Raw genomic sequence first — 22,468 nt, 5'->3', positions numbered from 1 at the left:
CTGATGACGTCGTGAACGGGGCCGCTCAGAAAAGCCCCGTCATCTGTCCCGGCCGGACGAACGCCGCCACGATCGCCAGCCCGGCCAGCGCCGCCAGCACGTCGTGCAGCGGGTCCCACGCGCCGTGCCGGCGGGCCAGCCACACCGTCGCCGGATAGGCCAGCACCGCCGCGAGCGCCTGCCCGCCCAGGCCGCCCACCAGCCCCCACAGATGCACACCAAGCCAGAACAGCGCCAGGAACAGCGCCGCCCGGATCGCGGTCAGCGCGAAATACCGGCGCGAATCCCCGGCCACCAAAGCGGCGTGGTCGTAGCCGAGCACGATCATCTGCGGGATCGTGGCGCAGGCGATCAGCCGCACCATCTCGCCCGCCGGCTCATAGCGGGCATCGTAGAGCACATCGACCAGCCACGGCCCCAGCGCCGCCACGATGGCCAGCACGGCCAGGAATCCCGCCGTCAGGGTCATGCGGATGCGGCGGATGCGCAGGAAATTCTCGCGGCTCCCCTTGGGCGGCGACTCCCGGTAGATCGGCATCATGATCCGCCCGATCACCGTTCCGCCGAGCTGTTGCGCTACCGTGGCGAGAAAGAAGGCGATGTTGTAAAGGCCCAGCGCCGCGAGGGTGAGATACTTGCCGAGGATCGCCTTGTCGCCCTGCGCCAGGATGAAGCCGACGATCGTGCTGGGGAAGATCCACTTGCCGAAGTCGATGATCTCGCGCGCGGCGGCGGGGTCCCAGCGGAAGCGGTTGCGGTGGCCCGGCAGCATCCGGTCGGCGATCACCAGCTTGATGACCGCGCCGAAGACAAGCGCGACCACCAGCCCCCAGGCCGACTGCCACACCGCCGCCAGCGCGACCGTCAGGATCGTGGCGAGAATCTGGCTGTAGATCTCCATCCGGGTGAGGCGGCCCAGATGCAGGTGCCGCTGCGCCTGCTCGATCCGGGTGGTCAGCACGCCCCAGATGACCGAGCTGAACCCCGCCACCGGCAGATACCACGCCAGTTCCGGCACGTCATAGAACCATGCCACCGGCACGGCCAGCGCGCAGCAGGCCAGCCACAGCCCCACCCCGCGGATGGCCTGCAGGGTGAAGGCGGTGTCGAGGAACGCCGGATCGTCGCCACGTTCGCTGCGCAGCACCGCGGGCGCGACGCCGACATCGGAGAAGTTGTTGAGCGCGGTGATGACCACCATGATCAGCGCCATGATCCCGAACACCTCCGGGAACAGGAGCCGCGTCAGGATCAGGTTCGAGACCAGCCGGGTGCCCTGCGATCCGAACACGCCGATAATCGTCCAGGCCGCCCCGCGCACCACACGCTGGGACAAGCCCTGCCCATGCCGGATGCGGGTCAGCGCGGCCAGCATGGATCAGCGGGGATCATCGGCCATGGCGGCCCGGATGCGATCCGCGATCGGTTCGCAGCCCGGCGCGATGGCGGGCTCGATTCCCTCCGGCACGGGAAAACCGGCCGGCGGCCGTTCGCCGTTGATCGCGGCATAGGTCACCATCGCGGCCAGCAGACAGGTCGTGGCGGTGCCGTGGGGGGAATGGTCGGTATGGAATTCCTCGACCGGAAACATGGGATAGTTGATGAGGCTGTTCCCGAAGAACAGGATCTGCGCCGCGTCGCGCGCCGGCCATTGCCCGGCCATCGCCGGGGCGGCGGCGGCCATCGCCAGGACTGCGGCAATCGCGCGGGGAAGTCGCGGAAGTCTCATCGTGGCCTCCCTTCAGGCTCTTTGACGGTGCAATTCCAGATAGCACGGCCCCTTGCCCGCCCGCCATCACCACCGCGTCAGGGTTGCCGTAAAGGACAACAAATGCGGTATCTGCTGGCGGGCCGCCTCGCCCGCCGCGGGCCGTTTCGTCAGACGGACAGCATCCCGGTTTGCGGCGTTGCGGCCGGACCAGCCTGCACGGGCGGCGCATCGGCTTCGCCCTGCCCCGACACCGTCGTTCCGACGTCCTCCAACCTGCGGGAGATGACATCCGCGACGCGCAAGGCGTTCGCGACGATGGTCAGGCTCGGGTTCACCCCGGTCGAGGTCGGCATGAAGGACGAATCCGCCACATACAGGTTGTCCAGCCCGTGCGCCTTGCAGTCGCGATCCAGCACGCCCCGCTTCGGATCGTCGGAAAACCGCGCAGTGCCGCAGGGATGGGCGAGGTTCAGCTCGACCTCATGCGACAGGAAAAGCGAGCGCAGGCCGCGCAGGCCCTGCCGGATGCGGCGCCGGAACATCGCGCGCCGTTCGCGCAGATCATCCGACACCCGATAGGTGAAGGTGAACCCCTGCGGATAGGCCGGATCGTAGGTCAGCCGGTTCTCGTCCACGGGCAGATCCTCGAGGATGCCGCAGAAGATCCGCGCCTCGCCCAGAAGGCGGGCGGCGATCCAGGCGGGAATGCGGGTCAGCTCGCGCCCCGGCCGGAACCGCCGCAGAGGCGAGTTGTCGTAGCGGTCGTTCAGAATCTGCACGATATTGCCGTAGCTGGCGGGCAGGCCCATCGACTGGAACAGCCCGAGCCGGCGCCCGTCATGGGCATAGAAGTCCCGCAGGCACAGGGTCTTCAGCGCCCCACGCCGATCCAGCCCGCGCGGGGGCCAGATCGCCACCCGCTCGCCCAGATGGAACATCAGCCCGCGCCCGACCAGCCCGCTGTCATTGGCGCAGCCCTGCGGCCAGTCGGGCGAGGCCGAGGCCAGCAGCAGATGCGCCGAGCCCAGCCCGCCCGCCGCCAACACGAAGATCCGCGCGCGCAGGACCACGGGCTTGCCCGCACATTCCGCCTCGACATGGGTGATGCGGCTGCGGTCGCCGCAGAGACGCTGCACGACGGTATCGCCCATGAACACCGCGCGGCCGGTGGCCAGCGCCGGCTCCACCCCCGCCGAGCGGCCGTCGCGCTTGCAGTCCATCGGGCATTTATGGCCGATGCACTCCATGCAGCCCGGACCGCCCCTGATCGCGAGGTGCATCCGATAGGGATGCAGGCCCCGCGCCTCCATCTGGGCGACGAGCGCCGCTTCGGCCGGCGAGAGCGGCGGCGGCGGGCGCAGGGGCGCGACGGCGTCGGCGCGCAGCGGGTCGTCGGTCCCCGACAGCATCATCACGTCCTGCGCGCGGTCGAACCAGGGCCGGAACTCGTCATAGCCCACGGGCCAGCCGCCCGTCGGGTGCGGCATCGCCGCGGTGGGTTCCAGATCGTGCCGCTCGGGCCGCTCCAGCGAGGCTGCGTAGAAGACCGAGGTGCCGCCCGGCCCCGTCCCTTGCAGGGCGAAATCGGTGATCTGCCGCCCGTCGATGCTGCCGTGCAGCCGGGTCGGCCAGCAGCCGCGCAGATGCCGCGTCCCGGGATCGTGGTCAGAGCCGTCGAGCGCGCCCGTCGCCCCCCGGTCGCCTTCGGTTCCGCGATCGACGAACAGGACCGACAGCCCCGCCTCAGCCAGGGCACGGCCGCACAGCCCGCCGCCGAGTCCGGCGCCGATCACGATCACGTCCCACGTCATGTCGGCTTCCGAATGCTCCATTTGGGGAACTCATATGCCTCGCGGGATGGAGCGGACAAGCCTGCGGCGCGGCGCGGCCGGTCGCGGCCGGGTGACTGTTGCCGGAATGGGCCGCACCGGGACCGGCGGCACGGCACGAGGATGCCTGCGTGGCGATCCGTTCCGCCGGCCGGCGGTCGTCGCCGCGCCTGCCGCCGCCGTCATGACAGGATCACGCGCATGGGCGCGGACCCCGCCCGCTGCGGGATCGCCGCGCCCGCGCCGGCGCCTTCGGTCTCGCGCCGCACCGCCCAGCCGGCCAGCACGCCCGCCGACACCCAGGTCAGCGAGGTCAGCGTCGCGTTCGGGATGAGATCGACCATGTTCGTCGCCAGGATCAGCGCCAGACCTGCCGCCGGAAGGTCCGAGGACGAAGCCACGCGCCGCACCGCACGCGCCGCCCGCAGGACCGCCCAGGTCAGCGGGCCGAAGGTGCAGACGAAGCTGATGAGGCCGCCGGCCGACATCAGCACGATCCAGTGCCCGTCGGTGACTGTCATCACCCGGCCGTTATCGGGATTGACCTCGTGGTTGCGGTTCCAGCCGCCCCAACCGGTCAGGGGCTTCTCGGCGGCGCGGGACAGCAGCACATCCTCGTTCAGCAGCCGGAACTCCAGCGACTGGCCGCGCTCCGGGTCCAGCCCGATCACGAAATCGCTGATCTCGCGGACCGGCACCGCCTCCACCCAGCGGGCAAGCGGGTAAAGCAGCACCAGCAGCGCCAGCACCGTCGCCACCCGGAACTGCATCCGGGGAGAGGTCAGCAGGATCACCGGCACCAGCAGAACGGCGTAGAGGATCGCGGCGGCGCTCTTGCAGAGAACCAGCAGGAGCAGCAATCCCGCGACCATGGCGAGGCGCTTGCCCTTCGGCGCGCCCTCGACCGCGCGGTCGCGCACCCGCGCCGCCGCCGCCAGCACGGCGGCCGAGGTGTAGATCGCGACCCACAGCCCGTGGGACAGGAACACCATCGGGCGGAACCCGCCGTAACGCATCATCTGCCCGAAATCATGGGCGAAGAAGCCATAGACCCAGACATTGATCTGCGGGCTCAGCCGGATCTCCACCAGCATCAGCGGGGCATAGGCCAGCGCGCCGATGACCAGCGCCTTCAGCCAGGCACGAAGCGCCTGCGGCGAGGACAGCACCAGATAGCCGAGGAGGAAGGGGATGATCTGGAACGACGCCATGATCGCGCCGGAGAACCCGTCATAAGGGGTCATGCCCGGCCGGTAACTGACGCCTTCGATCAGGGGCTCGGGATTGGTCAGGGCGGTCAGCGCGGGCGAGGCGATCCCCAGCGCCAGCATGGCCTTGATCCATCCCGGCATCCGCGGCGCCGCGCCCGCGCTTCCCGTGCCAAGGATCAGGACCCCGGCCAGCGCCGCAACGCTGGCGACCGAGTTCTTGTCCATCGCCGGGATCATCGGCAGGTCGATCGCCACGACCGGAGGCAGCGCCAGATATCCGCCGAGAATGGTCCAGATCACCGCGCGCACGCGGTCGAGGCGCGAGAACAGCACCGCCGCGACCAGGGGCCACGACAGAAGGACGATGAACCCCAACGGCGAATGCACCAGCCCGCCCCCTTTCGCTGAGCGGAGCATATAGGCGCGCCCGCCTCCGGCAACCCTGCCAGAAAGGACAGGTCGGGCATGGAAGGCCGGGCAGTTGCTGCGTTTTTTCCATGCTGGCCGGCCGTGTGCGGTGCAAACCTCGTTGAGGGGTCGGCAAACTCGCGTATGATCCCAGTCGCAACCGACGGGGGAATCGTGGACAGCACCGCTAAGGACGATCGTTCGGCAGAGTCGCCGTCCGGGCGCGTGTCGCACGGCGTGCCGTTCCGCGCCGCCTCGAACACCCGGCCCGCCGTCGTGCCGGTGGGAGCGGCCAGCCGGGGCGCCGAGGACGGCGGGGACGAGGCCGCCTCCGCCCGCTCCGGCCCGGAGGCGAGGATCACCACGTCCCTGCCCGCCCTCACCCCTCCGCGCCAGCCCATCGAAGAGGCCTGGGCGGCGCTGTCGCCCATTCCGTGGCCGCACGGCGCGGGGCTGCGCCGCCGGCTGGCGGGCGGCCCCTCGACCCATCCCGGCCTTGCGGCGGTGCATCCCTACGACGTGCTGCGGACCCGCGCGCTTCAGGCGATGACCGATGTCGGCTGGTCGCGGATCGGCATCACGCAGTCCAGCCCCGGCCCCGCCTCGGCCGCGACGGCGCTGAACCTGGCGCTGGCGGCGGCCCGGCGGCCCGATCAGAGGGTGGCGCTGGTCGATCTGGATATCGAACATCAGGCGGTGCTGGACCTTGTGGGGCAGACGCTGCCCGCGCCGGACGGGCCGACCCGCGGCTGCAAGGCGCGCCTGCGGCCCAATCTTGCCGTGATCAGCTTCGTCGCCCCCGCCGGGGCGGGGTCCGAAACCCTGCTGTCGTCGCAGTTCAAGAACCATGTCGGCGACCTGCTGGACGATCTGGAACCCGACCTGGTGGTCGTGCATGTGCCGCCGATCCTGGTCGGCGATGCCGGGATCGCCGCGATCGAACTCGTGGACACGGTGCTGATCGCCGTGGACGGAACCCAGGACACGGCCGCCACCGTGCGCGGCGCGGAACGGCTGATTGCCACCCGCCGGCCCGTGCTGGGCGTGTTCCTCTATGATGCCGAGGGCTGAATGGGACCGATCGTCGGAATCCGCGAACTGATCCTGATGCTGGTGCGCCACGCGCCGCTGATCGCGCTGGTGATGGTTGCCGGCGTCATCGCCACGCTGAGCCACGTCATGTCGATCCCGCACAGCTATCAGGCAATCACGGTGATCCAGCTGCAACCCTCGGCGTTGCAGGGCAGCGGCGAAGGCTCGCAGCTCGTCGATGCGCCGGCCCGGCTGCGCCTGATCGAGCAGCAGGTGACGAGCCGGCAGAACGTCCTCGACATGATCGAGCGGCACCATCTGTTCGACGACCGGCCGGAGCTGACCGAAGGCGAGCGGATCTGGCTGTTCCGGCAGGATTTGCGGATCGACCTGATCCCGTCGGCAGGGGCGGGCAGCGCGGATCGCGGGGTGTCGGCCCTGCTCGTGACGGCCAATGCCGGCAGCGCGCCGACCGCCGCCACGCTGGCGAACGACGTGGCCGACCAGATCGTCACCGGCAACCGCAGCGTCGTCACCCGGCGGATGGAGGATCTGAACGCGGCCCTCGTCGCCGAGGATCGGCGCCTGATGACCCGGATCGCCGCCGTGGAGGCGGATCTGGACGCGATCCGCCGCAGCGAGGGCGACGCCCTGCCCGAGAACCGCGACGTGCTGCAGGCCGAACTGACAACGCTACAGGCGCAGCGCGTGGCGACCAGCCGCGAGATCCAGGCGCTGGAACGCGAGCGGCTGATGCTGGAAGTCAGCGACGGCGACCGGGAAAGCGGGGCGCGCGCCGTGTCCCTGTCCGAACAGATCGGCCGGCTGCGGATCGATCTGGCGCAGGCCCGCCGCCGCCTGGGCGAAAGCCATCCCGAGGTGCAGCGCCTGCAGGCCAGCATCGACGATCTGCAACAGGGCGGCGTGCGCGACCTGCCGCCCGGCATCCAGCAGCAGATCGCGCTGATCGACGAACAGCTTGCCACGATGGAGGACGAACGGACCGCCCTCGACATGCGGCTGGCGGAAATCGACCTTGCGATCGCCCGCATGCCCGAGGCCGCGCAGCGGCTAGATGCGCAGCTCCGCCAGCTCCGCACGCTGGAAACCGAACGCGACGCGGTCGCGGCCCGGCTCGCCGCGGCCCGGCTGGATCAGGGATTAGTCTCGGAAGAACATGGCGAGCGCATGGTCATCCTGGAGCGGGCGGCGGTGCCGGACCTGCCGCAATCCTCCAGCCGCCGCCGGGTGGCGGTGCTGGGACTCGCCGCCAGCGTCGGCGTCGCGCTGCTGCTGGCGCTGCTGCTGGAACTGCGCCGGCCGATCCTGCGGACCCCCCGGCAACTGGAACAGGCGCTCGGCGTCGGCGCGATCGCGGTCGCCCACCGCATTCCCACCCCGGCCGAGCGGATGTCCGGTCTCGTCCGCATGGCGATCACGGTCGGAATTCTGACCGCCGGGGCATGGTATTCGTGGCAATTGATCTCGCCCCCGGTCACATGAGCCGCGCCCAACGGGCGCACGGGCGCTGCGCCACGCCGAAGCCGCGGCGGAAACCGGCATGATCGCCCATATTCTGGCGCTGGCGCTGGCCGCGACGCAGCCCGCAGGCGCCCCCGCCGATCCGGTTGCCCCGCCTGCGGGGTGGACCGAGCCGCCCATGCGAACCCAGGGGCGGATCGCCGAGCGGGACGGCACGCGCCTTCACCAATGGCCCGGCATCCGCGCGGAGGCGGTCATTGCGGGCGAATCGGCCATGCTCGCGCTGCCGGGCAGTCCAGCGCGCTATCGGGTGACGATCGACTCCGGCGGGGCCGAATCTCGGGTTCAGATGGTCGAGCGCCGCGAACCCGGCACGCTCGACCTGCATCTGGACGGCCCCGGCCCGCATCGCGTGGTGATCGAATCGCTGGGCGAGACGCTGGGCGTGCCCGGTGCCCTGCCCCGCCTGCTGGTGCCCGATGCCGAGGCGATTCGGCCGCCCCCCGCCGCGCCGCCCCGGCGGATCGAGGTGATCGGCGATTCCGACAGCACCGGTCACGGCATCCTGCATGTCGGCCGCGACTGCGACGGGCCGACGACCGAGCGATCATCGGACAGCACCGCCGCCTGGCCTTCGCTGCTGGCCCGCAAGCTGGACGCCGAGCTGCGCCTTCACGCCGCGAGCGGAATCGGCCTGATCCGCAACTACGGCGGGGCGGAGCCGGGCCGGGTCATGCCTGCGCTCTATCGCCGCACGCTCTGGCCGCCTCTGCCCGATGCCGCGTCAGCGGGTCCGGGCGATCCGTGGCAACCGCAACTCATCGTCGTGGCGATCGGATCGAACGATTTCGACTCTCCGTTGCAGCCGGACGAGAGGTGGGACAGCCCGCGCGCCGTCGCCCGCGACTTCGCCCCGGCGCTCGCGGATTTTCTGGCGGTGCTGCGCGAGCATTCACCGTCGGCCGGCATCCTGCTGGCCGTCTGGCCGGAATACGGCCGCCCCTACATGCGCGCCCAGCGAGAGGCGCTGTCGGAAAGGCTCGCCGCGGGGGATACCGCCATCGCGCTGGTCAGCCTGCCGCGAATGGAAAAGACGGCCTGCGGATGGCATCCCTCGCTCGCCGATCACGCGGCGATCGCGGCGGCGATCGAGGCGAGCCTGGCCGCGGCGGAACGCTCTCCCTTCGATTGACGGGACGCGCCGCCGTTCGGCAACACCATGCGCTCTCTCCGGCGCGGTCGAGCGTCCTTGGCAATCGACAAAGCCGGTTCCGCCACACATACTGCGCCCAAAGCCTTAGAGGATAGCGTGATCTCGTTTCGACCCGGACTCAACGCATTGCTGGCGCGCCTGGGCCGATCCGCTCCCGATCTCGCGTCGCGGGCGGAGATCACTGAGGTGGAGCCGGGCGGCGTCCAGACGGTTCCGCCCGCCATCTGCCTGCCCGGCATGATGGAGCGGATGCGCAGCACCGAATTCGCCGAGCCGCCGCAGGTGCTCAAGCACTTCGCCGGGGGGTTCGACGCGCCCCAGCCACCGACGCTGTCGCTGCGGCTGAAGGACGTCGATCTGGCGGACGGGGTGCTTTATGCCGCCGGCGCGGCGCGGCACATGCGGCCCCGCAGCCATCGCCGGCCGTGGTATGGCTCGCTGCCCGACCTGGGTCGGGGGACGATGTATGAAACCTGGGTCGGCAACAGCTATTTCGGCAACTGGCTTGCCGAGGATTGCCTGACCGCGATTCTGGCCGAGCGGATGGCGGACAGCCCCATCGTCACCACCCGCCCGCAGCCGCAAGGGCACATGATCGACTATCAGGCCCGGCTCGGCATGACCCCGAGGCACGTGACCGAAGGGCATTTCGACGAGCTGACCCTGCTCGAGGATCATTCCGCCCATGCGGCCCTGCAGGCCCGCGCGGCCGAGCAGCGCAGGCGGCTGATCGACGGCGTCGATGCGTCGCCCCATCCGGGCGTGTTCATCCTGCGCGGAACATCGGGCAGCCTGCGCGCCCTTGCCGACGAACGGCAGATCGCCGAACGGCTGGCCCATGCGCGCGGTCTGACCATCGTCGATGTCCGGCAGGACGACGCGGCGACGATCATCGCCGTCTGCGCCGGTGCCCGCGTCGCCGTGGGGGTCGAGGGCAGCCACCTGGCCCATGCGCTGGTCTCCATGCCGCCCGGTGCCGGGCTGCTGACCATCCACCCGCCCGACCGGGTCACTGGCGGGCTCAAGCTGATGACGGACCGCCGCTTTCAGCATTACGGCATTCTGATAGGAACCGGCACCGCCGAACATTTCGCGGTCGAGGAGGACGAGTTGCTCGCGACATTCGACATCATGGCCGAGGCGGCATGAAGGACGCAGCACCGATCGACCCGAACGCGCACCCGCCGCAATCCCGCGGCACTGCGACCGTTCAGCCCGGCCCCTACCGCCCGCTGCCCGACGTCGCGAGCCTGCGCGCCGCCGTGCGCGGCGACTGGAACGTGCATGGCCGCCGCGTGGAGCCTGCCTTCGTCGCAATGGCGACGTTCCGCTTTGGCCAGTGGGCGATCTCGCGCCAGCGCCGCTGGGCGCGGACCCTCGCCAACAAGTTCTATGGCTTGCTCAATTTCTTCGTCACCCCGTGGACGCGGGTGTTCATGCCGCCACAGACGCGGATCGGTAAGGATTTCCACATCATCCATTGCGAGGGCTCGATCTCGATCCACCCCGGCGCGGTGATCGGCGACCGGCTGGGGGTGATGCACAACGTCACCATCGGCACCAACATGGGACCGGAGGCTCCGGTGATCGGCGATGACGTGTTCATCGGCGTCAACTCCTGCGTCCTCGGCGGCATCCGCATCGGCAACCGGGTCCGCATCGGCGCGAACACCGCTGTCACGACCGACGTGCCCGACGACTGCATCGCCGTGGGCTCGCCCGCGCGCATCGTGCGGCGCCTCGGCCCGCTGAGCCGGGGGGCCTGACCTTGCGCGCATCTGCGAACGCACGGGCATGGCGCATCGACGCCGAGGGCAGGCCATGACCCCGCTGGCGATGACGCTGCACGATCTGCTGGCCGACAACCTGCCCGCGCGGTCGGGCGCGCCCGCGATCATCGAGCCGACCGGCCCCGTCACCTATGCCGAGCTGCACGCCGAAGCGGCGGCCATCGCCGGCTGGCTGGCCGCGCAGGGCGTCGGCCGGGGCGACCGGGTGATCGTCCATCTGCGGAAATCGGCCTCCGAGGTCGCGGCGATGCTGGGCGCGGCGCGGATCGGCGCGGTGGTGGTCAACGTGAACGCGCAGTGGACGGCCGAGCAGCTGGCCTATGTCATCGAGGACAGCGAAGCTTCGGCAGTGCTGACCGCGCCCGCTGCGGCCGGACGGCTGGGCAAAGGCGCGCCGCCGGTGCTGGTCCGCACGGCGCAGGGCTGGGCCGATGCCGGGCCGCCCCCGCCCACCGCCGCCGTGCTGGACAGCGACCTGGCGATGATCCTTTACACTTCCGGCTCGACCGGGCGGCCCAAGGGGGTGATGCTGAGCCATCACAACGTTCTGACCGGCGCCCGCGCGGTGGCCCGCTATCTCGGCCTGACGCCCGGCGACCGGCTGATGAGCGTGCTGCCCTACAGCTTCGACTATGGGCTGAACCAGCTGACCACGATGCTGCTGCTGGGCGGCACGGTGATCCACCAGCCGGTGCCGATGCCGGCCGAGATCGTGGCCACCATGAACCGCCACGGCGCGACCGGACTGGCCTGTGTGCCGCCGCTCTGGGGGCAGGTGGTGCGGCATCTGGCCGACAACCCGACGCCCGTCCCCTCGCTGCGGCGCGTGACCAACACCGGCGGCAAGATCCCCGATCCGATCCTCGCGCTGATGCCGCAGGTCTTTCCGGGCGTCGCGATCCACCTGATGTATGGGCTGACCGAGGCGTTCCGTTCCACCCACCTGCCGCCCGATCTGTTCGCCGCCAAGCCGGGCGCCATCGGCAGGGCCATTCCCGGCGCCGACGTGCGCGTGCTGCGGCCCGATGGCACGCTGGCGGGGCCGGGCGAGGATGGCGAATTGATCCATGCCGGGCCGCTGGTCAGCCTCGGCTACTGGCGCCGGCCCGAGCAGACGGCCGAGAAGTTCCGCCCCTGCCCCGCGCTCGGCGGGGCGCGGGTGGTCCATTCCGGCGACACCGTGCGGATGGATGCCGATGGCGATCTGTGGTTCGTCGGCCGGCGCGACGCGATGATCAAGACGATGGGCTTCCGCCTTTCCCCCGAGGAGATCGAGGAACATGCCTATGCCAGCGGCCTCGCCGCCGATGCCGTCGCCTGGGGGGTCGAGGATGACGCCATGGGTCAGGCCGTGCATCTGGCGGTGACCGCGCGGGACGGGTTTTCGCAACCTGCCTTGATAGACCACTTCCGCGCACACGCGGCGCATTACATGATGCCCCGGCGCATTCACGAATGGCAGGGGCCGATGCCCCGGATTTCCAGCGGAAAGCTCGACCGCAAATCGGTCGCCGCCGCCTTTAACGATCAGAACGGAGTCAGTGATGAAACAAGATGACCTGCTGAGCTTCCTGCGCCGCACCTCGGGCGACGAGACCGTGGGACCCGATACGCCGCTGTTCTCCACCGGCCTGATCGATTCCGTCGCGATGATGGACGTGATCGGCTATATCGAGACGCATGGCGGCATCCAGATGGGCACCGAGGATGTGACGCTGGAAAACCTCGACACCGCCGCGCGGATGCAGACCCTTGTCGCCGCCCGCCGCTGACCTGCCCGGCTGGGCCGAGGCGGACATGATCGATCTGGCTGACGATCTCACGCCGCCCGACGACGCGATCCTGGCCCGCGCCGCGGCGGCAGGGACGCCGCTCTATCTCTACGATCTGCGGCGGGTGACGGCGCGGGCGGCCCGGCTGCGGGAAGCTTTCGGCGGCCGGCTGGGGCTCAGCTTCGCGGTGAAGGCCAACCCCAATCCCACCCTGCTGCGGGCGATGATCGGGGTCGTGGACACGCTCGACGTGTCCTCGGGCGGAGAGCTGGCGCAGGCCATCGCCGCAGGCTGGGACGCGGGCCGGATCAGCTTTACCGGCCCCGCCAAGCGCGAGGCCGAAATTCGCCGCGCGCTGGCGGTCGGGCTGGGCGAACTGGTCGTGGAATCTCTGGCCGAGGCGCGGATGGCGGATGCCGCCGCCGCCGAACTTGGGCTGCGGCAGGCGGTGGTGGCGCGGATCGCGCCGGACCGGGTGCCCAAGGGCTTCGGCGACCAGATGGCCGGGCGGCCCAGCCCCTTCGGCATCGACGCCGAGATGGCGGCGGACACGCTGGCGCAGATCGCCGCGCTGCCCAACCTGCGGCTGGCAGGGCTGCATTTCTATTCCGGCACCCAGTGCCTGCGCGCCGATGCGGTGGTCGAGAACTGGCGCATCTTCCTGGGCCTCGCGCGCGGGCTTGCGCCGCTCTGCGAGGGCGGAAAGCTGCGGCTGATCCTGGGCGCGGGCTTGGGGATTCCCTATCACGAAACCGATGCGCCGCTGGACCTTTCGGCGGTCGCGGATGCCATCGCCCCCGATCTCGACGCGCTGGCGGCGGAAGGGCGGTTCGCCCGGCCGCTGCTGGAACTCGGCCGTTATCTGGTCGGCCCCGCCGGCTGGTTCCTGACCCGCGTGGTGGCGGTGAAGGACTCGCGCGGGCAGCGGATCGGGCTGTGCGATGGGGGTATGAACGCGCATCTGGCGGCCAGCGGGCATTTCGGCATGGTCATCCACCGCAACTACCGCCTGCATCTGGTCGGCGGATCGGGCGAGGCCGAGCCGGTGAACCTGACCGGCCCGCTCTGCACCTCGATCGACCGGCTGGCGCAGGGGGCGATGCTGCCGCGCGTGGAACCCGGCGCGCTGGTCGCCATCCACATGAGCGGCGCCTATGGCCCGACCACCAGTCCCGTCAACTTCATCAGCCACCCGATCCCGCGCGAGGCGGTCGTCACCGAGGCTGGCGAAGTGGTCGCCGCCGACTGGCTGCCCCGCCGGCCTGGGGTGGAGTGAGCGGCGCAAGCCGCGCAGTCTGATCCTCGTCTGCGGGCGGGCCTCCGCGCAGGAACCCGCCCAACGCCGCCCGCGTTCGCCGTCATGGACCTCGGAGCCTTCAGTCCCACTCACCTGAGCTGGATGGACGCGATCCTGCGGCTCGGGGCGGCGATGCTGCTTTCGCTGGCTCTAGGGCTGGAGCGGTTCCTGCGCAAGAAGCCCATCGACTTCCGCCCGTTCGTCATCATCGCCCTTGCCTCGTCGGCGCTGACCGTCTCGATCATCGAATTCGCCTATGGCAACGCGCATGACACGATCACCATCGACCCCGCGCGGGTGCTGAGCGGGGTGATGACCGGCATCGGCTTCATCGGCGCGGGGGCGCTGTTCCGGGAGGATCACACCGTCTATGGCGCGGGCTCGGCGGCGTCGATCTGGGCGGCGGGGGCGGTCGGCCTGATCTGCGGGCTGGGGTTCCTGTGGCTCGCCGGGCTGCTGACCCTGCTGCTGATCGCCCTGCTGCTGCTCAGCCGGCCCTTCACGCAGGAATACACCATCCAGATCGACGATGAGGAGGACGGCGACTCATCGGGCAGCAGCGACGGGCGCAACTGGCGAAAGCGGCGCTGACCGGGGTCGGGCGGAAGCCGCCCGACCCTGCTATTGCGCCTCGCGCTCCGCCCAGCCGGCGAAGATGCGTTCCAGCGCGACGACGCCGTAATAGAGCAGGATGCCCAACACGGCGAGCGCGATCAGCACCGCGAACATCAGCGGGTAGTCGCTGTTGATCTGCCCCGACAGGAACAGCGCGCCCAGTCCCTTGCCGTGGGGCGAGACGATTTCCACCAGATTGGTGCCGATGAAGGCCAGCGTGACGGACACCTTCAGCGCGCCGAAGAACTCGGGCAGGGTCTTGGGCAGCGCGATCTTGCGGAAGATCGTCAGCTTGGACGCGCCGAGCGCGGCGAGGATGTCGCGGTATTCCGGCTCCAGCGTCGAAAGCCCGATCCCGACCGACACGGCGATGGGAAAGAACGAGATCAGGAACGCCATCAGCACGGTGTTGAAGTCGTGCTGGCCGATGAAGATCAGCGCGATCACCGGCACCAGCGTCGCCTTGGGCACCGCGTTGAAGCCGACCAGCAGCGGATAGAGCGCGTCGCGGGCCACCCGCGAGAAGCCCATCACCATGCCCAGCAGCGTGCCGAACACCACGGCGAGGGCCAGCCCCAGCACGGTGCGCCACAGCGTCTGCCACCCCATCCCGATGAACTGGTCCTGAAAGCGGATGAAGGCGGCGGGCAGGTCGGACGGCGCGGCCATCTTGTAGGGCGGCCAGCCGTTGATCCAGACGACGAACTCCCACAGGGCGAGAAAAACCGCGATGGCGAGCAGCGGGACGGCGATCTTCTGGAAACGCTCCATCAATGCGCCCCCCCGTCGGTGCCGCCGTCGCGCCCCTGAGCGATGCGGATCTGTTCGCGCAGGACGTGAAGCATCCCGACAGCCTCCTTCTCGTAGAGGATGTCGATGGTTCGGTCGTGCGGCAGATCGACGTTCAGCACGTATTGCGTCCGCGCGGGCCGCCCCGACAGCACCACAACCTGATCGCCCAGGAACACGCTTTCGCGCAGATCATGGGTGATGAGGACGGCGGTGAACGGCTCGGCCGCGCGCAGGTCGCGCATGGTCTGCCACAGATCCTCGCGGGTGAAGTTGTCCAGCGCGCCGAAGGGCTCGTCCATGATGAGCACTTCGGGCTTGTGGACGATGGCGCGGCACAGGCTCGCCCGCTGCCGCATCCCGCCCGACAGCTCGGAGGGGCGCTTGCTCTCGAAGCCCTTGAGGCCGACCATCTCCAGCAGGTGCATGGCCCGGTCGTTCGCCTGCGCCTTCGGCATGGACGGCGCGACGATTTCCAGCGGCAGGACCACGTTCTCGATGATCGTGCGCCATTCCAGCAGGACCGGGTTCTGAAAGGCCATGCCCACGGTCTTGCGGGGGCTGGTGATCTTTTCGCCCGACAGCCAGACCTCGCCCGCGTTCGGCTTCATCAGCCCCGAGATCAGCCGCGTAAGCGTCGATTTCCCGCAGCCCGAGGGGCCGACCACCGCGCAGAACTCGCCCTGCGGCACGGAGATGTCGAGGTTGTCCAGCACCGGCAAGGCGCCGTGACGGGTCCGGTAGGCGTGGGTCACGCCCTTGATGTCGATCAGATTCTGCATCGGTGATGGATCGGCCGGCGCTTACTGGATCATCAGGCTGCCGTCATCGGGCAGATAGGCGTCGCTGAAGATCACGGCGGCGTCGGGTTCGTTCTGGAAATCATAGACGGTGCCAAGCTGCTGCATCGCCAGCGCGAACCGCTCGGGATCGACGCCGCCCATGCCGTGTTCCTTGACATAGTCGGTCAGCACGTTGCCCTCGATCGAGAGGCCGAGCCGGCGCACCTCAAGCTCCTTGTCCATCGCCGGGTTGCGGGCCACCAGCGTGTCCACCGCAGCAGCCGGATCAGCCACCGCGTCGCGCCAGCCCTTGGCGGTGGCGCGGATGAAGCCGGTCACGGCCTCGGGGTTCGCCTCGGCGAAATCCGTGTTGACGATCACCGCGTTGCCGTAAAGCGCGACGCCGTGATCGGCCATCAGCAGCACGGTCAGATCCTCGGGCGGCACGCCCAGCCGCTCGCTCGACAACGTGGAGGTGAAGGAAAAGCCCGTCACCGCGTCCACCTTGCCTTCGGCCAGCATCGGCTCGCGCACCGGGAAGCCGACCGGATCGACGGTGATCTTGGACATGTCGAGGCCGTTTTCGGCGGCGAAGATCGGGAACTGCGCCCATGCGCCGTCAGGCGGCGGGGCGCCCAGCTTGCGGCCCTCCAGATCCTTCGGCTGCTCGATTCCCAGCGACTTGCGGCCCACCACGGCGAAGGCGGGCTTGTCATAGACCATCATCACCGCCGTCACCGGCGCGCCGGGGTTCTGGTCCAGGAACTTCATCAGCGAGTTGATGTCGGTGAAGCCGACCGGGAAAGCCCCCGTCGCGACCTTCGGGATCGCGTCGAGCGAGCCGTTGCCTTCGGCGATGGTGACGTTCAGCCCCTCGTCCGTGTAATAGCCCTTGTCGATGGCGACCGTATAGGGCGCCGCCGGCCCCTCGAACTTCCAGTCGAGCGTGAAGGGCATGTCCGTCTGGGCCTGCGCGGCCGTTGCGGCAAGGGTCACGGCGGCGGCCGCCGCGATCTGCCAGGGGGTAAAGAACGTCATCGTCAGCTCCCGTTGGTGTCATTCTGCCATCGTGGCAGCCCGCCCCCCGGTGATGGCGGGACGGAGTTTCCGGCTCTGCGGCCGGATTTCGATACGGAAGCGAGACTGGCATCATCCCGCGCGGCTTGGCAAGAAGAAGGATGCGGGCGCGGGGTTTATAGTTCCCTTGCGCGCGCGCGAAGCATGAATTTCTGGATCTTGCCGGTCGGCGTCTTGGGCAGTTCGCCGAACACCACGGTCCTCGGGGTCTTGAAGCGGGCAAGGTTGTCGCGGCAGAACTCGATGATCTCGGCCTCGTCCACCTCAGCGCCGTCGCGCAGCTCGATGAAGGCGCAGGGGGTTTCGCCCCATTTCTCGTCCGGCCTCGCCACCACCGCCGCGACCATCACCGCCGGGTGGCGGTAGAGCACGTCCTCGACCTCGATGGACGAGATATTCTCGCCGCCCGAGATGATGATGTCCTTGGAGCGGTCCTTCAGCTCGATATACCCGTCCGGGTGCATCACGCCCAGATCGCCCGAGGCGAACCAGCCGCCGCGGAACGCCTTATCGGTCGCGCTGGGGTTCTTGAGATACCCCTTCATCACGTTGTTGCCGCGCATGAAGACCTCGCCCATCGTGGTGCCGTCGGCGGGCACCGGCTCCATCGTCTCGGGGTCGGCGACCATCGCGTCGGTCAGGGCGCTGTTCGGCACGCCCTGACGCACCTTCAGCCGGGCGCGGTCGCCCTGGCTGCGCTCGTCCCATTCGGTCTTCCAGGCGCACATGACCGAGGGGCCGTAGGTTTCGGTCAGCCCGTAGACATGGGTGACATGGATGCCGGTCGCCTCCATCGCCTCGATCACCTTGGCGGGCGGCGGCGCGCCGGCGGTCATCACCTTCACCTCGTGGTCGAAGTTCTTGAGCTGCTCGGGCGCGCTTGCCAGCATGTTCAGAACGATGGGCGCGCCGCAGAAATGCGTGACCTTCTCGTCCCGGATCAGCTGGAAGATCGGCTCGGCCCGGACCGCGCGCAGGCAGACGGCGACCCCCGCATTGGCGGCGATGGTCCACGGGAAGCACCAGCCGTTGCAGTGGAACATCGGCAGCGTCCACAGATAGCGCGAATGATGCGGCATCTCCCAGTCGCCGATATAGGACAGCGCGTTCAGCGTCGCGCCCCGGTGGTGATAGACGACCCCCTTGGGATCGCCGGTCGTCCCCGAGGTGTAGTTCAGCGCGATGGCGTCCCATTCATCCGCGGGCATCAGCCATTCGAACTGGGGATCGCCCTCGGCCAGCAGCTCCTCATAGGTCAGCGCCCCGATCCGCTGCCCCCCCTCGAAGCTGGGATCGACGATGTCCACCACCAGCAGGTCATGCGCATGGGCCATCCTGACCGCCCGGTCCACCACCTCCGAGAACTCGGGATCGACGATCAGCACCTTGGCCTCGCCGTGGTTCAGGATGAAGGCGATGCCCTCGGCATCCAGCCGGGTGTTGATCGCGTTCAGCACCGCGCCGGCCATCGGCACGCCGAAATGCGCTTCGAACATTTCCGGGATGTTGGCGGCGACGATGGCGACGGTATCGCCCTTGCCGATGCCGCGCCGGGTCAGCGCGCTGCCCATACGGCGCGTCCGCGCATAGGTTTCGGCCCAGTTGCGACGCACGCCGGTATAGACCACGGCCGGATAGTCGGGAAACACCCGCGCCGTGCGGTCGATATAGGTCAGCGGCGTCAGCGGAACGTGGTTCGCCGCGTTCTTGTCCAGCGCCAAATCGTAGATCGTCTGATCGGCCATGTCGTAACCTCCCGGAACCAGGCCGCACGGGCCATCGCGCCGGCGCACCCCCTCGCGCCGCCTCCAGTAGGGATTGAGCAGATTGCCGCGATCCAGCGCAAGGGGGAGGGGCGAAAATGGCAGTTCGTGCATGTGGCGGATCGTCGCGCCATTGCGTTGCCGCGCCGGCGCATTATGGGCTGGCGTCAGCGCGGCGGTTTTCGCAATCTGCGCGCGTTATCGTCACCCCTGCGATCGGAGCCAGCCCGCCGCCATGACCAGCCTTTCTCTGGGCGCTGTCGCCATCGGCCGCAACGAAGGCGAGCGGCTGAAGGCCTGCCTGCGCTCGCTCGTGCCCGCCTGCGACCGGGTTGTCTATGTGGACAGCGGCTCGACCGACGGCAGCGTCGCATTTGCGCGGGCCCTGGGCGTCACGGTGGTCGAGTTGGACATGAACACGCCCTTCACCGCCGCCCGCGCCCGCAACGCCGGATTCGACGCGCTTCTGGCGCAGGGGCCGCTGGATCTGGTGCAGTTCGTGGACGGCGACTGCACGGTGGTCCCCGGCTGGCTTGAGGCGGGCGCCGCCGCCCTCCAGGACGATCCCGGCCTCGGCCTCGTCACCGGCTGGCGGAGCGAGATCGAGCCCGACGCCTCGGTCTACAACGCCATGTTCGAGGTCGACTGGCACCGCCCCGCCGGTCCGATCCGCACCTGCGGCGGCGACATGATGGTGCGCACCCAGGCGTTCCGGCAGGCCGGCGGCTTCGATCCGACCGTCATCGCGGCCGAGGACGACGAGTTCTGCCTGCGCCTCGGGGCCGCCGGATGGCGGCTCGAACGGCTGCCGCTGCCGATGACCCGGCATGACGCCGCCATGACCAGCTTCGCCCCCTGGTGGCGGCGCACCATCCGGGACGGGCACGGCTTCGCGCAGGTCGGGCGGATGCACCCGGACCATTTCCGCCGCGAACGGCTGCGCGCCTGGGTCTATGGCCTCGTGCTGCCGCTGCTGTTTCTCGCCGGGCTGTTCCTCGCGCCATGGGTTTCCGTGGCTGTGCTGGCGGTCTATGCGCTGTCATGGCTCCGCACCGCCCGGAACCTGAAACGCGCCGGGCTGCAATCCGCCATGGCGGCCAGGCAGGCGTTGCTTCTGACGATCTCGAAAATTCCCAACGTCATCGGGATGCTGACCTATCACAACCGCCGCCGGACCGGCGGCGACATGCAGATCATCGAATACAAGTAAGAGGTTGCACATGGCCCCGGAAACCTGCCGCATCGGGCTCGTCGGCGCGGGCTACATCGCGCAGTGGCACGCCGACGCCATCCGCGCGACACCGGGAGTCGAGTTGACCGCCGTCTGCGACCGGTCGGCGGACGCGGCCGAGGGGCTGGCCTCGGCCTGCGGAATCACTGCCTTCACCGATCTGGACGCGATGATCGACGCCGGGATCTGCGATGCCGTCCATATCCTGACGCCGCCGCCCTCGCATCGCCCGCTGGCGCTGCATTGCTTGCGGGCCGGGCTGCATGTGCTGGTCGAAAAGCCCGCCGCGCTGTCGGCCGATGAGCTTGCCGAGATGGCGGCCGAGGCCGACGCGAGCGAGCGCCACCTCGGCGTCTGCCACAATTTCCTGAGCCTGCCGTCCTATCTGAAGCTGCGCCGCATCCGCAACGAGGGCCGGCTGGGGCTGGTCTCGTCGGCGCAGATCAACTGGGCGTTCCCGCTGCCGCCGCTCCGCTCGGGCCCCTATGGCATCTGGCTGATGGAGGACACGCGCAACCTGCTGCTGGAACTCGGCCCGCATCCGTTTTCCTTCGCGGTGGACCTGTTCGGACCGCTGGAGATCGAGCATGTCAGCCTCGGCCAGTGGATCGACCTGCCCGGCGGCGGACGGCGGCCGCAAAGCTGGCGCATCATCGCCCGCGCGGGCGATGTCGATGTCACCATAACCCTGTCGCTGGCCGAGACGTTCGACGACCGCTCGGTGGTGCTGCGCGGCTCGTCTGGCATGGCGCGGTTGGATTACGCCGCCGACACGCTGGTCGTCGCCGGGGACAACAGCTCGGAACTGGTGCTGAATCCGCTGCGGAAGGAACTGGGCCATGCAGGGGGTCATCTGCGCGAGGGGCTCGGCAATGCGCTGCGCCAAGCGGGATCGCTGAACCAGAAAAGCCCCTATGCGCTCAGCTTCCGCGGCACCATCGGCGCCTTCTACGACGGGCTGCGCACCGGCAAGCCGGACCCGCGCTTCGCCCCCGGACGCGCGCTGGAGGTGATGCTGGGGATCGAGGACAGCCTTGCCCTTCTGCCGCCCCAGCCTGCGCCGCGCCCCGGATCGACCCGCGCGCCCGCCCCTAAGGTCATGGTCATCGGCGGAACCGGCTTCATCGGCCGCAACCTGACCCGGCGGCTGGCCCGGCGCGGCCATGACGTCCGCGTCCTGTCGCGCGGGCGCAGCGGCCCGTTCGACGACCTTGCCGATCACGTCGAACTGACCGCCGCGTCGCTGCGCGACGAGGAGGGTCTGGCGCGGGCGATGGACGGGATCGACCGCGTCTTCAATCTCGCCCGGTCGGTGGACCGGACATGGGAAGCGGCGCTGGAAAACGACGTCGGAACCGCCCTGCGGATTTGCCGCGCGGCCAAGCGGGCGGGCGTGGCGCGGCTGGTCTATACCGGCACGATCGCCTCTTACGACATGTCCGACCCGTCCCGCACCATCACCGAGGACACGTCTTTCGGCGAGATGAGCCAGCGCAACCTCTATGCCCGCTCCAAGGCGGAATGCGAGCGGCAGCAGACCGAAATGGCGCAGGACGGCGGCGTGCCGCTGGTCATTGCCCGGCCGGGGATCGTACTTGGCGCGGGCGGGCCGCTGCAACATTGGGGGATCGGGCGCTGGCATGGCTCGGGCGCGGTGCGGCTGTGGGGGAACGGGCGCAACATCCTGCCCTTCGTGCTGGTGGACGACGTGTCGGACGGGTTGATCGCCATGATGGAGCACCCGGCGGCACCGGGCGAAAGCTTCAACCTGATCGGCGATCCGATGCTGACCGGGCGCGACTATTTCGACGCGATCCACCGGCGGCTCGGCGCGCGGCTGAACGTCTCGTCATCGAACCTGACCGCGCTCTGGGCGGCGGATCAGGCCAAGCTGGCGCTGAAGAAATATGCGCTGCGGCGCAAGGATGCGGTGGCGATCACCCGCGCCGACTGGAAATCGCGCGGGCATCTGTCGCCGTTCGACAACAGCAAGCCGCGCCGCCTGCTCGGCTGGACGCCCGAGGCCGACCGCGACGCCTTCCTGCGCCGCGCCATCGACGAGGCGCATCTGTTCCGATGAGCGGGCCGGGTCGGGGCCGCGGCGGGCTTCAACCCCGCTGCTGCCGCGCCGGTCAGCCGACCGCGATCTCCTTCTCCGCCTCGGCCACCACGCCGCCCGCATCCGTCCACACCATCCGCAGCGTGCCGGGCTGGCGGGCGGCGAAGGTGAACTCGATATAGGGGTTCTGCGAGATTGCCGTCTCCGGCGACCATTCCAGCAGCACCGCATCGCCCAGCGAGGCGGTGAAGCCGGTCAGGATGTCCTCGGGGATCGTCTGGCCGGCGGCGTCGATGCGGAAGCCGCTTTCCATGACGTGGACCATCTGGGCGCGGACGCGGACGATCTCGCCCAGGCTCGGGGTCTCGTTGCTGATCCAGATGCGGGGGGGACGGGCCATGCTTGCC

The 22,468-nt window shown here is 69.5% G+C and carries 20 protein-coding genes; 11 read left to right on the top strand and 9 right to left on the bottom strand.

Translation table 11 applies throughout. From position 1 onward, the window contains the following. Positions 1-25: 25 nt before the first annotated feature. The 4 genes from KTN05_RS06005 to KTN05_RS05990 all read right to left on the bottom strand — a co-directional run bounded on the left by KTN05_RS06005 (position 26) and on the right by KTN05_RS05990 (position 5,138). Positions 26-1,375: an oligosaccharide flippase family protein gene (locus KTN05_RS06005; protein WP_217328478.1), complete on the bottom strand. Its 1,350-nt coding sequence runs from the start codon at positions 1,373-1,375 to the stop codon at positions 26-28. 3 nt (positions 1,376-1,378) lie between these two features. Next, positions 1,379-1,729, bottom strand: coding sequence for a hypothetical protein (locus KTN05_RS06000; RefSeq protein WP_217328477.1), 351 nt, complete (start codon positions 1,727-1,729; stop codon positions 1,379-1,381). Positions 1,730-1,878: 149 nt separating this feature from the next. Then, positions 1,879-3,543, bottom strand: coding sequence for a GMC oxidoreductase (locus KTN05_RS05995; protein ID WP_217328476.1), 1,665 nt, complete (start codon positions 3,541-3,543; stop codon positions 1,879-1,881). 179 nt (positions 3,544-3,722) lie between these two features. After that, entirely contained in the window at positions 3,723-5,138 is a 1,416-nt protein-coding gene (locus KTN05_RS05990) for a hypothetical protein (RefSeq protein WP_217328475.1), read from the bottom strand. Between the two features lie 165 nt (positions 5,139-5,303). Here KTN05_RS05990 and KTN05_RS05985 point away from each other — a divergent pair, with 165 nt between their 5' ends. From KTN05_RS05985 to KTN05_RS05945, 9 genes are all read left to right on the top strand, one after another. Beyond that, positions 5,304-6,230 (top strand): hypothetical protein, encoded by a 927-nt coding sequence (locus KTN05_RS05985; protein WP_217328474.1) that lies wholly within the window; start codon positions 5,304-5,306, stop codon positions 6,228-6,230. Beyond that, positions 6,231-7,694: a hypothetical protein gene (locus KTN05_RS05980; RefSeq protein ID WP_217328473.1), complete on the top strand. Its 1,464-nt coding sequence runs from the start codon at positions 6,231-6,233 to the stop codon at positions 7,692-7,694. A gap of 58 nt (positions 7,695-7,752) precedes the next feature. Beyond that, entirely contained in the window at positions 7,753-8,865 is a 1,113-nt protein-coding gene (locus KTN05_RS05975) for an SGNH/GDSL hydrolase family protein (protein ID WP_217328472.1), read from the top strand. A 117-nt stretch (positions 8,866-8,982) separates the two neighbouring features. Then, positions 8,983-10,035, top strand: a complete 1,053-nt coding sequence (locus tag KTN05_RS18645) for a glycosyltransferase 61 family protein (protein WP_217328471.1) — start codon at positions 8,983-8,985, stop codon at positions 10,033-10,035. Next, positions 10,032-10,652, top strand: coding sequence for a serine O-acetyltransferase (locus KTN05_RS05965; protein WP_217328470.1), 621 nt, complete (start codon positions 10,032-10,034; stop codon positions 10,650-10,652). Before KTN05_RS18645 ends, KTN05_RS05965 begins: the two co-directional genes overlap by 4 nt. 28 nt (positions 10,653-10,680) lie before the next feature. Continuing rightward, positions 10,681-12,234 carry an AMP-binding protein gene (locus KTN05_RS05960; RefSeq protein ID WP_254368010.1) on the top strand — a complete coding sequence of 518 codons (1,554 nt, stop codon included), beginning with the start codon at positions 10,681-10,683 and terminating at the stop codon, positions 12,232-12,234. Then, positions 12,221-12,448 carry a phosphopantetheine-binding protein gene (locus KTN05_RS05955; RefSeq protein WP_217328469.1) on the top strand — a complete coding sequence of 76 codons (228 nt, stop codon included), beginning with the start codon at positions 12,221-12,223 and terminating at the stop codon, positions 12,446-12,448. Before KTN05_RS05960 ends, KTN05_RS05955 begins: the two co-directional genes overlap by 14 nt. Further along, positions 12,429-13,724: a type III PLP-dependent enzyme gene (locus KTN05_RS05950; RefSeq protein ID WP_254368009.1), complete on the top strand. Its 1,296-nt coding sequence runs from the start codon at positions 12,429-12,431 to the stop codon at positions 13,722-13,724. Before KTN05_RS05955 ends, KTN05_RS05950 begins: the two co-directional genes overlap by 20 nt. Positions 13,725-13,808: 84 nt before the next feature. Beyond that, a complete protein-coding gene (locus tag KTN05_RS05945; RefSeq protein WP_217328468.1) occupies positions 13,809-14,336 on the top strand; it encodes an MgtC/SapB family protein in 528 nt (175 codons plus the stop codon). A 30-nt stretch (positions 14,337-14,366) separates the two neighbouring features. On the opposite strand, the gene KTN05_RS05940 is transcribed toward KTN05_RS05945, so the two are convergent. The 4 genes from KTN05_RS05940 to KTN05_RS05925 all read right to left on the bottom strand — a co-directional run bounded on the left by KTN05_RS05940 (position 14,367) and on the right by KTN05_RS05925 (position 18,753). Further along, positions 14,367-15,131 (bottom strand): ABC transporter permease, encoded by a 765-nt coding sequence (locus KTN05_RS05940; RefSeq protein ID WP_217328467.1) that lies wholly within the window; start codon positions 15,129-15,131, stop codon positions 14,367-14,369. Continuing rightward, positions 15,131-15,931: an ABC transporter ATP-binding protein gene (locus tag KTN05_RS05935; protein WP_217328466.1), complete on the bottom strand. Its 801-nt coding sequence runs from the start codon at positions 15,929-15,931 to the stop codon at positions 15,131-15,133. The genes KTN05_RS05940 and KTN05_RS05935 overlap by 1 nt, the downstream gene beginning before the upstream one ends. A gap of 21 nt (positions 15,932-15,952) precedes the next feature. Further along, the gene (locus tag KTN05_RS05930; protein ID WP_217328465.1) at positions 15,953-16,969 is read right to left on the bottom strand and encodes an ABC transporter substrate-binding protein; all 1,017 of its coding nucleotides are present in this window, start codon (positions 16,967-16,969) and stop codon (positions 15,953-15,955) included. 155 nt (positions 16,970-17,124) lie between these two features. Next, positions 17,125-18,753, bottom strand: a complete 1,629-nt coding sequence (locus KTN05_RS05925; protein ID WP_217328464.1) for an acyl-CoA synthetase — start codon at positions 18,751-18,753, stop codon at positions 17,125-17,127. A 253-nt stretch (positions 18,754-19,006) separates the two neighbouring features. On the opposite strand from KTN05_RS05925, the gene KTN05_RS05920 reads away from it, so the two are divergent. Together KTN05_RS05920 and KTN05_RS05915 are read left to right on the top strand one after the other, a co-directional pair. Continuing rightward, positions 19,007-19,981 carry a glycosyltransferase family 2 protein gene (locus KTN05_RS05920; protein ID WP_217328463.1) on the top strand — a complete coding sequence of 325 codons (975 nt, stop codon included), beginning with the start codon at positions 19,007-19,009 and terminating at the stop codon, positions 19,979-19,981. Between the two features lie 10 nt (positions 19,982-19,991). Then, complete coding sequence (locus KTN05_RS05915) at positions 19,992-22,082, top strand: NAD-dependent epimerase/dehydratase family protein (protein ID WP_217328462.1); 2,091 nt, start codon at positions 19,992-19,994, stop codon at positions 22,080-22,082. Between the two features lie 52 nt (positions 22,083-22,134). Here KTN05_RS05915 and soxZ read toward each other — a convergent pair whose 3' ends face one another. Then, positions 22,135-22,461 (bottom strand): thiosulfate oxidation carrier complex protein SoxZ, encoded by a 327-nt coding sequence (soxZ, locus tag KTN05_RS05910; protein WP_254368008.1) that lies wholly within the window; start codon positions 22,459-22,461, stop codon positions 22,135-22,137. Positions 22,462-22,468 lie beyond the last annotated feature (7 nt).

The organism is Paracoccus sp. Z118 (assembly GCF_019061185.1).
Lineage (GTDB): Bacteria > Pseudomonadota > Alphaproteobacteria > Rhodobacterales > Rhodobacteraceae > Paracoccus.
This window is presented reverse-complemented; position numbering and strand designations above follow the sequence as displayed.

Bases quoted from the DNA above. Each gene is read 5' to 3' on its own strand.
- KTN05_RS06005 (WP_217328478.1), bottom strand. From the start codon at position 1,375: ATGCTGGCCGCGCTGACCCGCATCCGGCATGGGCAGGGCTTGTCCCAG.
- KTN05_RS06000 (WP_217328477.1), bottom strand. From the start codon at position 1,729: ATGAGACTTCCGCGACTTCCCCGCGCGATTGCCGCAGTCCTGGCGATG.
- KTN05_RS05995 (WP_217328476.1), bottom strand. From the start codon at position 3,543: ATGGAGCATTCGGAAGCCGACATGACGTGGGACGTGATCGTGATCGGC.
- KTN05_RS05985 (WP_217328474.1), top strand. From the start codon at position 5,304: ATGATCCCAGTCGCAACCGACGGGGGAATCGTGGACAGCACCGCTAAG.
- KTN05_RS05980 (WP_217328473.1), top strand. From the start codon at position 6,231: ATGGGACCGATCGTCGGAATCCGCGAACTGATCCTGATGCTGGTGCGC.
- KTN05_RS05975 (WP_217328472.1), top strand. From the start codon at position 7,753: ATGATCGCCCATATTCTGGCGCTGGCGCTGGCCGCGACGCAGCCCGCA.
- KTN05_RS05965 (WP_217328470.1), top strand. From the start codon at position 10,032: ATGAAGGACGCAGCACCGATCGACCCGAACGCGCACCCGCCGCAATCC.
- KTN05_RS05960 (WP_254368010.1), top strand. From the start codon at position 10,681: ATGGCGCATCGACGCCGAGGGCAGGCCATGACCCCGCTGGCGATGACG.
- KTN05_RS05955 (WP_217328469.1), top strand. From the start codon at position 12,221: ATGAAACAAGATGACCTGCTGAGCTTCCTGCGCCGCACCTCGGGCGAC.
- KTN05_RS05945 (WP_217328468.1), top strand. From the start codon at position 13,809: ATGGACCTCGGAGCCTTCAGTCCCACTCACCTGAGCTGGATGGACGCG.
- KTN05_RS05940 (WP_217328467.1), bottom strand. From the start codon at position 15,131: ATGGAGCGTTTCCAGAAGATCGCCGTCCCGCTGCTCGCCATCGCGGTT.
- KTN05_RS05935 (WP_217328466.1), bottom strand. From the start codon at position 15,931: ATGCAGAATCTGATCGACATCAAGGGCGTGACCCACGCCTACCGGACC.
- KTN05_RS05930 (WP_217328465.1), bottom strand. From the start codon at position 16,969: ATGACGTTCTTTACCCCCTGGCAGATCGCGGCGGCCGCCGCCGTGACC.
- KTN05_RS05925 (WP_217328464.1), bottom strand. From the start codon at position 18,753: ATGGCCGATCAGACGATCTACGATTTGGCGCTGGACAAGAACGCGGCG.
- KTN05_RS05920 (WP_217328463.1), top strand. From the start codon at position 19,007: ATGACCAGCCTTTCTCTGGGCGCTGTCGCCATCGGCCGCAACGAAGGC.
- KTN05_RS05915 (WP_217328462.1), top strand. From the start codon at position 19,992: ATGGCCCCGGAAACCTGCCGCATCGGGCTCGTCGGCGCGGGCTACATC.
- soxZ (WP_254368008.1), bottom strand. From the start codon at position 22,461: ATGGCCCGTCCCCCCCGCATCTGGATCAGCAACGAGACCCCGAGCCTG.